The sequence below is a fragment of the Flavobacterium sp. B167r genome, from assembly GCF_056824315.1.
In genome coordinates this window covers 1,608,929-1,622,804 of the sequence record NZ_CP124859.1, presented here as the reverse complement: position 1 = coordinate 1,622,804, position 13,876 = coordinate 1,608,929, and the positions used below count along the sequence as shown (strand labels likewise).

Genomic DNA, 13,876 nt, shown 5'->3' with positions numbered 1-13,876 from the left:
ATTGCAAGTGTTTTTTAAAGTTTCTAAGAGACTAAGGTTCTGAGGTTCTAAGTTTGAAATTCTTAGTGTTTCGGTTTTTGTTTCGTACCTCTAAAATTGATAATTTCAATGGTGTCAAATTCCTTTCTTAGTCTATAAACTAAGTAATTATTTTTATCTACAATTGCTTTGTGCAGAGATTCGCTTTTATTGGACTTTGGAAATTGTTCTGGATTAAGGCTGATTTGATTTATTACCTGTTGAATTTTATTCTCCAAGTTTAAGATCTCTTTCTTTGTCCATTTTTCTTCAAGATAATCTACAACTTTATTAAAACCTTTTACAGCTTGTGCTGTCCAAACAAATTTTAATGCCATTTCGAAAATCTTTTCATAACATCTTCGTGGTTTACAAATTCGCCTTTTTCAGCCTGATTTAATCCAATTTGGATTTCTTCTTTTTCAGATTTTGACAAATCATCATACCAATCGTTTTGATTTGCTTTTAAAACCAATTCGAGTTTTTCTAAAATGCGCTCATCTTCTACCTTAACTAACTCTTGAATGAACTGATATTTTCTAGCTTCTAAATTCATGATAATCAAAATTTACAAATACAAAGATACGTTTTTTTTAGGTTCTGAGATGCTATCCCGAAGCTTCGGGACTAAGGGACTAAACTAAAAAAAGCCCAAACTTTAAAAGTTTGGGCTTTACAATATTTAAAAACCTTAGCGCCTTAGTCCCTTAGAACCTCAGAACCTTCGATTAAACTATCGCTTTCACAACCGCTTTTGGCGCTTCTTTACGAGTTCCGTCGAAACCGTCTACTCCAGATACTGTTGTATATTTCAATACGTATTTTTTACCTGGGTTGATGATTTGGTAAGCAGCCTGACACATTAAAGTTGCTTCGTGGAAACCACAAAGAATTAATTTTAATTTTCCAGGGTATGTATTTACGTCTCCAATAGCGAAGATTCCAGGAATGTTTGTCTGGTAATCTAATGCATTGTTTACTTTAATGGCATTTTTCTCGATTTCTAATCCCCAGTCTGCGATTGGTCCTAATTTTGGTGTTAATCCGAAAAGAGGGATGAAATAGTCACACTCGATTTTACGGTGCGCTCCGTTTTCTTCGATATCTAAAGACTCAACATGCTCAGCACCGTTGATTCCGATAACTTCTGCTGGAGTTACTAATTTGATTTTTCCAGCTGTTTTTAATTCCTGTACTTTTTCTACAGAATCTAAAGCTCCTCTAAATTCGTTTCTACGGTGAATTAAAGTTACTTCTGAAGCTACGTTTGCCAAGAAAATTGACCAGTCTAATGCTGAATCTCCTCCTCCTGCAATAACAACTCTTTTATCTCTGAATTTCTCCGGATTTTTGATAAAGTATTTTACTCCTTTATCTTCATAAAACTCGATATCTTCGATAAGTGGTTTACGAGGCTCGAAACTTCCTAAACCTCCAGCGATTGCGATAACTGGCGCGTGGAATTTAGTTCCTTTATTAGACGTTACAATGAAAGTTCCGTCTTCTTGTTTTTCGATTGTTTCTGCACGCTCTCCTAAAGTAAAACCTGGCTCAAACTGCTTAATTTGCTCTTGCAAACCGTCGATTAGATCTCCAGCTAAAACTTCTGGGAATCCAGGAATATCATAAATTGGCTTCTTAGGATATAATTCTGAAAGCTGTCCTCCTGCTTGCGGTAAAGCATCTAAGATATGACATTTTAATTTCAATAATCCTGCCTCGAATACGGCAAATAAACCTGTTGGTCCTGCTCCAATTATAAGTATATCTGTTTTAATCATTATGTTGTTGTTTATAATCATTCTTAATAACGCAAAGAAACGAATAAATCCTTGTACTTTCAATGATTTTTATCATTTATTTCTTCCCGAAACTTTTTACTCTTTATTTTTTAATGAAGAAGTGATCTCATTCATTCTTTTAACCTTTTCTTCAAAATTGCCTTTTAGCGTCTTTCGGTATTCATTCAAATTCTCAACCATTTGATTGATATCTTCTGGAATTACTTCTTCAAAAAACTCCCGAAGCCTTTTGGCTGTTGTTGGCGATTTTCCGTTGGTTGAAATGGCAATTTTTACATTTCCCTTCGTTACGATTCCGCCCAAATAATAATCGCATAAATCTGGCGTATCGGCGATATTGCAAATCAAATAGCGTTTTCTGGCCAAATCGTACACTCTTTTATTGACTTCAAGATTGTCTGTACAAGCAATTACCATGTGGCGCTTTTTAAGCATTTTCTTCTTGAACTTCGATTTTGTCAATTTGATCGAAGGATGTTTCTCTGCCAGAATTTTTATTTCTAAATGAAATTCTTTTGCTACTACCTCAACATTTGCATTCGGACTTGATTTCAACAAGAAAGAAAGCTTTTCCAGACCTACATTTCCTCCGCCTACAATCAATACATTTAAATTGTGAAGCTTCAGAAATATTGGATATAATTCGTTTTGTTCCATTTTAATCTTTTGTTTCATCAAATTTAATGAATCTCACGTTTCCCAAGGTTGAAACCTTGGGCTATGTTTTTCATATATGATGAATTTTATCTTGCGAATTCTTTGCGTACATCGGGTTGAAACCCGACGCTACAATATGAATCGTTCCTTCGGAACTTTATCATCAAACCGTTTATTTTTTAGCAACGAATTGGTTTTGACGAAACATTTTATCCAACTCCTTTTTTTGACAAAATTCTTCGTAAAATCCCTTTAATTCATGGCTTTCGCGAACCACTTCACCTAAAACGATAATGGCTGGAGAACCTAATTCTTTTTCTTTTACAATTTCTAAAATCGAATCGACTGTTCCTACGCCAACTTTTTCTTCAGCTGTTGTTCCGTTTTGGATGATGGCAACTGGCAGATTTCCTTTGTTTTCTTTTTGAAACAAATCGATAATCTGAGGCAGTTTGTGCATTCCCATCAGGATTACAACTGTTGCAGAAGATTGCGCTGCCAAAGCTACATCTGAAGATAATTTTCTATCTGATGTTGTGCCGGTAATCGCCCAAAAGCTTTCTGAAACTCCTCTTTTTGTAATCGAAATTCCCTGACTTGCTGGAACTGCCACTACAGATGAAATTCCTGGAACAACAATCGTTTCAATTCCGAAACTTTCAGCAAATTCTATTTCTTCACTTCCTCTTCCAAAAATAAAAGGATCTCCGCCTTTTAAACGCACTACATTTCCGTACGTTAATGCATTATCAACAATCAATTGATTAATTTGATCCTGCGTATAAGCGTGATTACCAACTCTTTTTCCAACAAAAATCTTGATGGCATTTTTTGGCGTGTAATCCAGAATTTCTTCGTTGGCCAAGGCGTCGTATAAAACCACATTAGCTTCAGCCAGTGCTTTTACAGCTTTTAGCGTCAATAATTCGGGATCGCCCGGACCTGCACCGACTAAAGTTATTTTTGGTTTTATATTAAGCATTTGCTAATTCTTGTGCTCTGAATGTTTCGATTTTATCAAAGAAAACAATGGCTTGCGCGATGTAATCTTTAGCGAAAGCTTCAGATGGTTCATTTTTATTGATTTGATAAACCAAGTCTTTAAAAGTTGAATTCAAATCAATTTTATTGGTATCGATAAAAACAGTGTCAAACAAATCAACGATTCCTGCGTGGTGGTTTGTTTTTTGGTTTTCTGCCAATAACAATGCTTTTGCTCCGTTTACAAATCCAGCGTAAGCGTGATAAATAGCATCTGCTACTTTTCCTTCGTCAAAAGATTCTTGTGCGAAAGTCAATTTGTCTTTTGCTTCTAATAATAAAGTAGCAACCAAATCAATCACAACACCAGCACATTCTCCAACTCCAACTGCTTTTACGTAGTTATCTGCGTTACCCCAATCCACAAAATCAGCTTCTGTTAGATTCGTTACATCAGATAATGGTTTTAAGATTTCGTAGAAATATTTCTCTCCTTTTGCATCATAATAGTTTAGGAATTTTTCTCCATTCGCATTAGCGTCAAAATCATTTAAGATTGTGCGCAAAGCTTCTGGTCCTCTACGGCTTGGAATTTTGATTACTTTATCAGCAAAACGTCCTTCTCCGTTTCCTAATCTTCCTCCACCCAATAAAACTTGTAAAGCCGGAGCTACTAATTTTCCTGAGTTAATAGACATTCCTTGGAAACCAATCGCAGACATATTATGTTGTCCGCAAGCATTCATACAGCCCGAAATTTTAATTTCAATCTCGCGGTTGTTTAAATACTGAGGATATTCTGCGCTTATAACTCTTTCTAGTTCTTCGGCAATACCAGTACTGCTTGCAATCCCCAAATTACAAGTATCGGTTCCTGGACATGCCGTAATATCTACGGTAGAATTATATCCTAAATGAACAAAGTCCAATTTGGCTAATTCTTGATAAAAGAAAGGAAGATTTTCCTCTTTTATGTGACGTATTACAATATTTTGACGCAATGAAAAACGTAATTCATTTGTTGCGTAATTTTTAATTAAATCGGCTAATAATCTCGCTTTATCAGTATAAAAATCTCCTAATAAAACTTTGATTCCGATAGCATAATATCCTGCTTGTTTTTGTGCAATTACATTCGATTTTTTCCAAGCTTCAAAAGCTTTTGTATCTTCAATTGTAACTTGTGGCACTTCTAAAACTGGTTCTGGAATTGGACCATCAAAAGCTGTTGTGTCGATTTCGTATGTTTCAAAAGCAATTGCTTTTTTCTCTTTTTCAACTAAATCAAGGAAAACATCTTTCCCCATTTCTTTGATTAAGAATTTCATACGCGCTTTCATTCTTTTTGCACGTTCACCGTAACGGTCAAAAATTCTGATAATTCCTTCTGCTGTCGGAATGATTTCGTTAACCGGAACAAACTCAGAAAGCAATTCGGCATGCGCTGGCTGAGATCCTAAACCTCCGCCGAACATAATTTTAAATCCTTTTTGTCCGTCTTTTATTTTCGGAATAAATCCTAAATCGTGTAAATAACTTAAAGCAGTATCTTCGTCTGAAGAAGAGAACGAAATTTTGAATTTACGTCCCATTTCCTGACAGATTGGATTTCTCAATAAGTATTGAAAAAGTCCGTGTGCGTAAGGCGAAACGTCGAATGGTTCGTTTACATCTACACCAGCTAATTCGCTTCCTGTAATATTTCTAACAGTATTTCCACAAGCCTCACGCAAAGTAATATCGTCTTTTGCCAATTCTGACCAAAGTTCAGGCGTTCTATCTAAACTCACATAGTGAATTTGAATATCCTGACGTGTTGTAATGTGCAAACGTCCTGTAGAATATTTATCCGAAACTTCAGTAATTCTTCTCAATTGCTCGCTGGTAACTTTACCATAAGGCAATTTGATACGAATCATCTGAACGCCTTCCTGACGCTGACCGTAGATACCACGCGCTAAACGAAGGCTACGAAAACGCTCATCATCAATTTTTCCTCCACGGAATAAGTGAATCTTTTTTTCTAATTCGATAATCTCTTTTTGAACTATCGGATTTTCTATTTCTGTTCTAAAACTTTCCATTTGTTTTTTAATGCTTTAGGCTATAAGCAATAGGCTTTAGGCTTTCTCGCGTAGCTTGTTATACATTTTGCAAAAAGCTTAAAGCCTATTGCTTAAAGCTTACGGCAGGTTTTTACCTAATAAACCCTACTCCTGCTGTTGTGTTCGTTGCTGTATCAATTAGGATAAAAGCTCCATTTGATTTGTTTTCGTTGTAAGCGTCGAAATATAAAGGCTTGCTTAATTTGATACTTACTTCTCCAATTTCATTAATCGCTAATTGCGAAGCTGGAGTTGTTCCTGAATAATCAGTTGCAATAGTGTTTTTAATGCTTTCTACTTTTGCTAAAACTCTGTTCGTATTGTGCTGTACTAAATATTTAGTTCCTGGAACCAATTTCTTGCTGTCCATCCAGCAAACTGTCGTTGTAATGTCTTTTTCAATTCTTGGAAGTTCGTCTGATTTTACAATCATATCACCTCTCGTAACATTGATATCGTTTTCTAATTCGATTGTCACTGAAGAACCTGCTGAAGCTTCATCAAATGTTTTATCGAAGAAATGGATTTTAGTAACTTTTGATTCTGTTAAAGAAGGAAGAACCGTTACAGCATCTCCAACTTTAATTGAGTTTCCGTATAATTTTCCAGCGTAACCTCTGAAATCGTGGTATTCTTCTGTTTTTGGACGAATAACGGTCTGAACTGGGAAACGTGCTTTTCCTGCTTCGTAAACATCATGAGAATGTAATCCTTCTAAATGTTCCAAAACTGTTTGTCCGTCGTACCAAGTCATGTTTTCAGACTTATCAACTACGTTTCCACCGTTGATTGCACTTAACGGAATGTAACTTACGTTTTGTTCTTTGAAAGTACTTTTTGCATTTAATGCCTGAAAATCGGCTTTAATTTTATTGAAAACTTCTTCTGAATAATCAACTAAATCCATTTTATTGATGGCAACGATTACTTCTTTTACTCTCAATAAATTATTGATGAAAAAGTGACGATACGTTTGCTCAATAACTCCTTTTCTAGCATCAATCAAAATGATAGAAACCTGAGAAGTCGAAGCTCCCGTAACCATGTTTCTCGTATATTCTACGTGCCCTGGAGTATCGGCAATAATGTAACTTTTCTTTGCTGTCGAAAAATAAATATGTGCAACGTCAATCGTGATTCCTTGCTCTCTTTCTGCTACTAATCCGTCAGTTGCCAAAGAGAAATCCAAATAATCATATCCTTTTTGTTTACTGCTTTTTTCGATTGCTTCAATTTTATCTGTAGTCAATGATTTTGTATCGTACAATAATCTCCCGATCAAAGTACTTTTTCCGTCATCTACACTTCCTGCTGTTGCTATTTTTAAAACGTCCATTCTGTAATATTTTGTTTCAGGTTTAATTTTTTGTTTCAAGTTTCAGGTTTCAAGTTGCTGAAATGCTTTCACTAAAATTTAAATCTGTATGTTTTTGTTTTCTTGATTTTTACTTTTAAAGGTTCCGAATTGCATTCATAATTCACAATTCATAACTCATAATTATTAAAAGTATCCTTGTTGTTTTCTTTTCTCCATTGCAGCTTCGGAACGTTTGTCATCGATTCTGGCACCTCTTTCAGAAATAGTTGATGATCTAATTTCTCCAACTACTTCTTCGATTGTTGCTGCATAAGACTCAACAGCGGCTGTACAACTCATATCTCCAACGGTTCTGAAGCGAACAATTCTTTCTTCGATTTGTTCGTCTTCTTCTTGGTACACAAAAGGAGAATGCGACCAGATTAAACCGTCTCTCAAAAAAACTTTTCTTTTATGTGAGAAATAGATTGATGGAATCTCGATTTGTTCTTTTTCGATATAACTCCAAACATCTAATTCTGTCCAGTTTGAAATTGGGAAAACACGAACGTTTTGACCATTTTCAATTTTTCCATTTAAGATATCAAACAATTCAGGTCTCTGATTTTTTTCGTCCCATTGTCCGAAATCATCACGAACAGAGAAAATACGTTCTTTCGCTCTTGCTTTTTCTTCATCACGACGCGCACCACCAATACAAGCATCAAATTTGAATTCTTCAATTGCATCCAAAAGTGTTGTAGTCTGCAAGCTGTTACGGCTTGAATATTTTCCAGTTTCTTCAACTACTTTTCCTTCATCAATAGCATCCTGTACATTACGAACGATCAATTCTAAACCTAGTTCTTCTACCAATTTATCTCTGAAAGCAATTGTTTCAGGGAAATTGTGTCCCGTATCTACGTGCAAAAGAGGAAACGGAATTTTAGCAGGGAAAAATGCTTTTTGCGCTAAACGCACCAATGTAATAGAATCTTTTCCTCCTGAGAAAAGTAAAACCGGTTTGTCAAACTGTGAAATTACTTCTCTGAAAATGTATATCGCTTCACTCTCTAAAGCGTTTGTTTTTAATACTGAACTCATTGTGTTTTTGTTTGATATTTTTGTTTGTAAAAATTTTGTTTCAGGTTTAAAGTTTCAAGTTTTTCCCCTTTATCTAAAATCTCCACTCTTTATTCTATTCTCTTTATTCTTTTTTCGCGCTATGCAAACCACATTCTTTATGACTAGATTCCCACCACCATCTTCCGGCTCTGATATCTTCACCTGGAAAAATTGCTCTCGTACAAGGCGCACATCCAATACTTACGAAACCTTGTTTGTGTAAAGCATTTTGAGGAACATTGTTTTCAGAAAGATAGGTTTCAACTTCTTCTAAAGTCCATTTTAGTAACGGATTGAATTTGATGATTTCGAAACCTCCATCGTATTCAAACAAATGTAAATCTTGTCTGTTTTCTGATTGTTCTGCTCTTAAACCCGTAATCCAAACTGAATTTCCTGCCAAAGCTTTTCTTAACGGAACCACTTTTCGAATGAAACAACATTCTTTTCTATTTTCAACCGAATCATAAAAACTATTCGGACCTTTTTCTTTTAATAAATTTTCAACCGCAGTTGCTTCTGGAAAAAAGACTTCGATTGGTCTTTTGTATTTTTTTAATGTTTTATGAAAAACATCGTAAGTTTCCTGAAATAATCTTCCGGTATCTAAAGTAAAAACGGTAATATCGGTGTTACTTTTTGCAATAAAATCAGTAATTACCTGATCCTCCTGCCCGAAAGACGTAGAAAAAATTACTTTTCCCGGAAATTCTTTTGCTAAAAAAACTAAGGTTTCGTCAAGCGAAAGATCCTTTGTTTTTTCTAATAATTCTTGTACAATGCTCGCACTCATAATCTTTTCCTTTCTAAAATTATCTTTTACAATAATTTAGATAATGTTTTTAAACTCAATAATATAATTAGAACTCCAACCGCAACCATCATTGGTTTTCTTTTGATTTTATTTACCAAATAAGCCGCAATTGGCGCTGAAATAACTCCTCCTAAGATCAATCCGATAATGATCTGCCAACCATGAATTCCGCCAAAAAGCATGAACGTAATTCCGCTTGCAAACGAAATCGCAAACTCAGCCGCATTCACAGATCCTATTGTATATTTCGGATTTCTTCCTCTTCCTAATAATGTTGAAGTTACGATCGGGCCCCAGCCTCCTCCTCCAACAGAATCCATAAAACCTCCAAACACTGCTAAAACGCCTAGTTTTTTAGTTTTCTTTTTTACAACACTTTTTCTAAGAGCCTTTCTGATGATTACAGCCGCAAGAATAATCATGTAAACCGCAATAAATGGTTTAATAATGTCTCCATCAATCACATCAGATAATAAATAAGCTCCTGTAATTGACCCTAAAACTCCAGGAATCAATAGATGCTTTACCAATTTTTTATTAATGTTACCAAAGCGGTGGTGCGAAAGCGCCGATGCCCCAGTTGTAAACATCTCTGAAACGTGAACTGCCGTACTACTCAAAACTGGCGAAACTCCATAAGCTAATAAAAATGACGTAGAAGTTGCTCCATATCCCATTCCTAAAGCGCCGTCTACTAATTGTGCAAAAACACCAATTAAGAAAAACACCAAAAGGTTTTCATCAAATCCCTGAACAAAACCATCCCATGTAAATTCGGCGTGATGATTATAAATTAATGTAACTGCCAAACCTAACAACAAAACAACTGGTATTGCGACCCACAATCTTTCTTTTAATAAAGAATCAGACTTTACTATCGCATTGTTTAATTTAAGCTCATTTTCCATATTTTAAGAATTGTTTTTTATTCTCAAAAATCCATTACCCTATCGGCTTAGTAGATTACTTTGCAAAAGTACTATATATTTCGAAATATCAAAACAATATATTTACTTTTTTGCATCAGCTATCATCTTATAAACCAAGATAAAAGACATTTAAAAAAGAATTAGTGATTATTTTAACAAATTAAATGTTGCTTACTATTATTTTAACAACAGTCTCAAATTTTGTGATTCACAAAAATACGCATTTAATCTCTACCAAATCCATAGGATAATTATAAAATTGTTATTATTTTAGCGGCAAATATTTTTTCATGGATTTTCAGATTGGTCTTGTAATAGCAGGTTTAGTAGTTGGATTTATTGTTGGGTTAACAGGTGTTGGAGGAGGTTCTCTTATGACTCCAATTTTATTATATTTCGGAATTCCCCCAACAAAAGCAGTAGGAACCGATTTACTTTACGCAGCATTCACCAAAGCCGGAGGAGTATTTGTACACAACAAAAAAGGAAATATCAACTGGAAAATTACCGGCTGGTTAACTTTAGGAAGTGTTCCTGCAGCATTACTAACACTATGGATTTTAAATAGCATCAAAACAGATATCGAAACTATCAATAAAGTCATTAAACTCAGTTTAGGCTGGGCTTTATTGTTTACTTCAATAGCGATTATATTTAAAAAGAAACTTTTAAATTTTTCTCAAAAACATGCTGGTGATAAATTTCACAATGAAAGCACAACTCAAAATATGCTAACTATTGCAATTGGCGTTCTATTAGGAGCAACGGTAACGTTGACTTCTATTGGTGCCGGAGCATTGGGAACTGTAACTTTATTTTTTCTTTATCCACTTTTACCGACTCCTCGTTTGGTTGGAACTGAAATTGCACACGCTGTTCCATTAACTCTTGTTGCAGGAATTGGCCATGCTTCTATGGGGAATTTAGATATTGGATTACTTGGTCAGTTATTAATGGGATCACTTCCGGGAATCTACATGGGAAGTATGCTAAGCGGTAAAGTACCAGATCAATTTCTTAGAAATGCAATTGCAGTAATGCTTTTCTTAGCAGGTTATAAATTGATATTTTAAAACTTTTTTCACCATATAAGTAATATAAGTTCAGTTTAGGCTTTGTGTATAGCTTGATTAAATGTCCTTATATTACTTATATGGTTTAAAAATTAAAAAGCTATATCTGCTAAAGAATTACTTTCTAATATTTTAAGTGTATTATCTCTCACTTCGGTCATTAAACGTCTTGCAGCACAGGTAGTTTCATCATCGCAATCATCACATCTTTCGTAGAAATTATGACTTGCACAAGGCAATAATGCGATTGGCCCTTCCAGAATTCGATAGACTTTCGCCATACTAATGTCTTTCGGATCTTTTATCAGATAGTAACCGCCACCTTTTCCTTTCTTTGCTCCAAGAAAACCAGAATTTCTTAAAAGCAATAAAATACTTTCTAAAAATTTTATCGAAATATGTTCACTTTTTGCAATTTCTGCTATTTGTACAGGATCGTTATTTTCTCTTCTGGCTAAATAGGTTAAAGCTTTAATTCCGTATTTTGTTTTCTTTGAAAGCACTAATTATAATTTTAGATTTTAGATTGCTGATTTTAGATTTAATTGTAAATCAATAATCTAATTTTATTAGGAAACAAAAATATGCTTTTTAAATTAGAATATTGTTAATATTCTACTTAATCTATCTTATTTAAAAAATGAAGTGTTTCTGCCAAATAAAAAAGACGATTTCAAACAGCCAAAACTGTCAAAAATCGTCTATAAATAAGATTTTTTTAATCTTAAATCTACAATTTATTTAAGAAAGTGCTTGTTTTAAATCAGCGATTACATCTTCTACCGTTTCTAAACCAACAGAAACACGAACCAAACCTTGCGTGATTCCAACTGCCAATTGATCTTCTTCAGATAATTTGCTGTGCGTTGTAGAAGCTGGATGCGTAACAATCGTTTTTACATCGCCAATATTTGCCGAAAGAGAACAAAGTTTAATTTTATCCAAAAATTTCCTTCCTGCTTCAAGACCGCCTTTGATTTCGATCGCAATAATGTTACCGCCTAAACGCATTTGTTTTTTAGCAATTTCATATTTTGGATGAGATTTCAAGAACGGATATTTTACACTGTTTACATTCGGATGGCTTTCTAAAAATTCTGCCACTTTTAAAGCATTCTCACAATGTTTATCTACACGAACAGCCAAAGTCTCTAAACTTTTTGACAAAACCCAGGCATTAAATGGTGACATTGCAGGCCCCGTATTTCTTGAAAATAAATATATTTTACGAATTAATTCTGCTTCTCCAACTGCAACTCCGCCTAAAACACGACCTTGTCCGTCCATTAATTTTGTTGCTGAATGAACCACGATATGAGCTCCGTATTTAATTGGTTGCTGAATATATGGAGTCGCAAAACAGTTATCGATTATTAAAATCAGATTGTGTTTTTTTGCAATTTGCCCCAACAATTCTAAATCAATTACATCTACACCAGGATTTGTTGGCGTTTCAGCATAAAGAATTTTAGTATTTGGTTGAATAAAACTTTCAATTGTTTCCGGCTTGTTGATATCAAAATAAGAAGTTTCAATTTTCCATTTTGGGAAATACGTCATGAAAAGTGCATGAGTTGATCCGAAAACACTTCCTGCCGAAACAATATGATCTCCCGATTCTAGTAATGCAGCAAAAGTAGAATAGATTGCAGCCATTCCGGTTGCAAAAGCATAACCAGCTTCTGCACCTTCCATTGCACAAACTTTGTCAACAAATTCGGTTGTATTTGGATTGCTGAAACGAGAATAAATATTGCGGACTTTTTCTTCTGTAAATGAAGCTCTCATATCCTCCGCATCTTCAAATACAAAACTTGAAGATAAGTACAAAGGTGTTGAATGTTCCTGAAATTGTGTTTTTTCTAAATGTGTTCTAATGGCTTGTGTTTCAAAGCCAAATTCTTCTGTATTCATTGTGTTGTTTTTTGTTTTGTTTGAAGTTTCAAGTTTAACGTTTCAAGTTATAACCAAATTTAAAATTCAAACGGTTTAGAGAAATTATCTAATTCCCTAATTGACTAATTTTCTTATTATTATAAAGCTTCGTTATTTAAAACCACTTTATAACTAATTGTTGCTGTTGGTTCAACCGTTTTGGCAACTGAGCAGTATTTTTCAAAAGAAAGTTGCGCTGCTTTTTTTGCTTTTTCTGGATTAATTTCTCCTTCTAAATAGAAAACCACATCGATTTCTTTAAAAGGTTTAGCTTCTTCGATTTGTACGCGCGTACCTTCAACCTCAGCATTAAAAGAAGTGATTTCCTGACGCTGTTTTTTCAAAATTGAAATCATATCGATAGCGCTGCATCCTGCAACTCCCATTAATACTAATTCCATTGGACTAGCACCTAAATCGCTTCCACCAAATTCGGCTCTGCTGTCAACGTCAACTATGTGTCCGCGTTCATTTTTTACTTTAAAATGAAATGCGTCGTTTACTCTGTTTAAAGTTACTTTCATGGTATTTATTCCTAGTTATTTGTCTTTTTTATCTAATTTATTCCAATATTCTAAAATCTGTTTTTTAGATTCTTCATCTAAAGATTTAAAATTATCAGAAAATTTATCTTTTTTGAAATCATCTGAAACATTAGATTCTATCGTATAAAATTGGTCTTTTTGCGAAAAAATCAAATGAACCGACTGTTGTTTAAAATCTGCATCATAAAGTCCGTAAATAAAAAGACCATCAACGCTTTTATCTTTATTGCAATCCCAAAAAGCTTTTCTGCTTCCCCACGCCGAAATAATTCCATTTATGATTTACTTCTAAAATAGATTTTACAATCCATTTATCATTAACTTTTGTAAATCTTTGAAAATACATTTTGTCGGGAATTGCATTCTTTTTCAATTTTCGAAAAATAAATACATTATCCTCATTTCCAACAGAACTTACTTCATCTATCTGAATTGCTCTAACACCTTTATAAGGAAAAACTTCCTGTGTGTAACTGTCTTTATTTCTAACAACATTGGAAATTTGAGCAGTCAAAATGTTTGAAAACAATAGCAAAATGAAAATCTTTTTCATACTTTATATTTAATTATTAAAACACAAAGTTAAGATTTTTCT

General features: G+C 34.1%; 16 protein-coding genes. 1 reads left to right on the top strand and 15 read right to left on the bottom strand.

What is annotated here, in order from left to right:
- Nucleotides 1-62 precede the first annotated feature (62 nt).
- The 10 genes from QLQ96_RS07360 to QLQ96_RS07315 all read right to left on the bottom strand — a co-directional run bounded on the left by QLQ96_RS07360 (nucleotide 63) and on the right by QLQ96_RS07315 (nucleotide 9,707).
- Nucleotides 63-356, bottom strand: a complete 294-nt coding sequence (locus QLQ96_RS07360) for a type II toxin-antitoxin system RelE/ParE family toxin (protein WP_482495939.1) — start codon at nucleotides 354-356, stop codon at nucleotides 63-65.
- Entirely contained in the window at nucleotides 347-574 is a 228-nt protein-coding gene (locus tag QLQ96_RS07355) for a hypothetical protein (RefSeq protein WP_482495937.1), read from the bottom strand. Before QLQ96_RS07355 ends, QLQ96_RS07360 begins: the two co-directional genes overlap by 10 nt.
- Nucleotides 575-746: 172 nt before the next feature.
- Nucleotides 747-1,799: an NAD(P)/FAD-dependent oxidoreductase gene (locus QLQ96_RS07350; RefSeq protein ID WP_482495935.1), complete on the bottom strand. Its 1,053-nt coding sequence runs from the start codon at nucleotides 1,797-1,799 to the stop codon at nucleotides 747-749.
- 96 nt (nucleotides 1,800-1,895) lie between these two features.
- The gene (locus QLQ96_RS07345) at nucleotides 1,896-2,477 is read right to left on the bottom strand and encodes a precorrin-2 dehydrogenase/sirohydrochlorin ferrochelatase family protein (RefSeq protein ID WP_482496926.1); all 582 of its coding nucleotides are present in this window, start codon (nucleotides 2,475-2,477) and stop codon (nucleotides 1,896-1,898) included.
- A gap of 172 nt (nucleotides 2,478-2,649) precedes the next feature.
- Entirely contained in the window at nucleotides 2,650-3,459 is an 810-nt protein-coding gene (cobA, locus tag QLQ96_RS07340) for a uroporphyrinogen-III C-methyltransferase (RefSeq protein ID WP_482495933.1), read from the bottom strand.
- Nucleotides 3,452-5,542 carry a nitrite reductase gene (locus tag QLQ96_RS07335; protein ID WP_482495931.1) on the bottom strand — a complete coding sequence of 697 codons (2,091 nt, stop codon included), beginning with the start codon at nucleotides 5,540-5,542 and terminating at the stop codon, nucleotides 3,452-3,454. Before QLQ96_RS07335 ends, cobA begins: the two co-directional genes overlap by 8 nt.
- Before the next feature lie 112 nt (nucleotides 5,543-5,654).
- A complete protein-coding gene (locus QLQ96_RS07330) occupies nucleotides 5,655-6,899 on the bottom strand; it encodes a sulfate adenylyltransferase subunit 1 (RefSeq protein WP_482496924.1) in 1,245 nt (414 codons plus the stop codon).
- A 165-nt stretch (nucleotides 6,900-7,064) separates the two neighbouring features.
- Nucleotides 7,065-7,964, bottom strand: a complete 900-nt coding sequence (gene cysD, locus QLQ96_RS07325) for a sulfate adenylyltransferase subunit CysD (protein ID WP_057117574.1) — start codon at nucleotides 7,962-7,964, stop codon at nucleotides 7,065-7,067.
- Between the two features lie 103 nt (nucleotides 7,965-8,067).
- Nucleotides 8,068-8,778 (bottom strand): phosphoadenylyl-sulfate reductase, encoded by a 711-nt coding sequence (locus QLQ96_RS07320; RefSeq protein WP_482495929.1) that lies wholly within the window; start codon nucleotides 8,776-8,778, stop codon nucleotides 8,068-8,070.
- A gap of 26 nt (nucleotides 8,779-8,804) precedes the next feature.
- Complete coding sequence (locus QLQ96_RS07315) at nucleotides 8,805-9,707, bottom strand: sulfite exporter TauE/SafE family protein (protein WP_482495927.1); 903 nt, start codon at nucleotides 9,705-9,707, stop codon at nucleotides 8,805-8,807.
- 311 nt (nucleotides 9,708-10,018) lie between these two features.
- On the opposite strand from QLQ96_RS07315, the gene QLQ96_RS07310 reads away from it, so the two are divergent.
- Nucleotides 10,019-10,801, top strand: coding sequence for a sulfite exporter TauE/SafE family protein (locus QLQ96_RS07310; protein WP_482495925.1), 783 nt, complete (start codon nucleotides 10,019-10,021; stop codon nucleotides 10,799-10,801).
- A gap of 92 nt (nucleotides 10,802-10,893) precedes the next feature.
- On the opposite strand, the gene QLQ96_RS07305 is transcribed toward QLQ96_RS07310, so the two are convergent.
- From QLQ96_RS07305 to QLQ96_RS07285, 5 genes are all read right to left on the bottom strand, one after another.
- Complete coding sequence (locus tag QLQ96_RS07305; protein ID WP_193846572.1) at nucleotides 10,894-11,304, bottom strand: RrF2 family transcriptional regulator; 411 nt, start codon at nucleotides 11,302-11,304, stop codon at nucleotides 10,894-10,896.
- Nucleotides 11,305-11,542: 238 nt separating this feature from the next.
- Complete coding sequence (locus QLQ96_RS07300) at nucleotides 11,543-12,715, bottom strand: trans-sulfuration enzyme family protein (RefSeq protein ID WP_482495922.1); 1,173 nt, start codon at nucleotides 12,713-12,715, stop codon at nucleotides 11,543-11,545.
- 119 nt (nucleotides 12,716-12,834) lie between these two features.
- Nucleotides 12,835-13,260: an OsmC family protein gene (locus QLQ96_RS07295; protein WP_091493828.1), complete on the bottom strand. Its 426-nt coding sequence runs from the start codon at nucleotides 13,258-13,260 to the stop codon at nucleotides 12,835-12,837.
- A 15-nt stretch (nucleotides 13,261-13,275) separates the two neighbouring features.
- Nucleotides 13,276-13,434 (bottom strand): hypothetical protein, encoded by a 159-nt coding sequence (locus tag QLQ96_RS07290; protein WP_482495920.1) that lies wholly within the window; start codon nucleotides 13,432-13,434, stop codon nucleotides 13,276-13,278.
- A 70-nt stretch (nucleotides 13,435-13,504) separates the two neighbouring features.
- Entirely contained in the window at nucleotides 13,505-13,834 is a 330-nt protein-coding gene (locus tag QLQ96_RS07285) for a hypothetical protein (protein WP_482495918.1), read from the bottom strand.
- Between the last annotated feature and the right edge of the window lie 42 nt (nucleotides 13,835-13,876).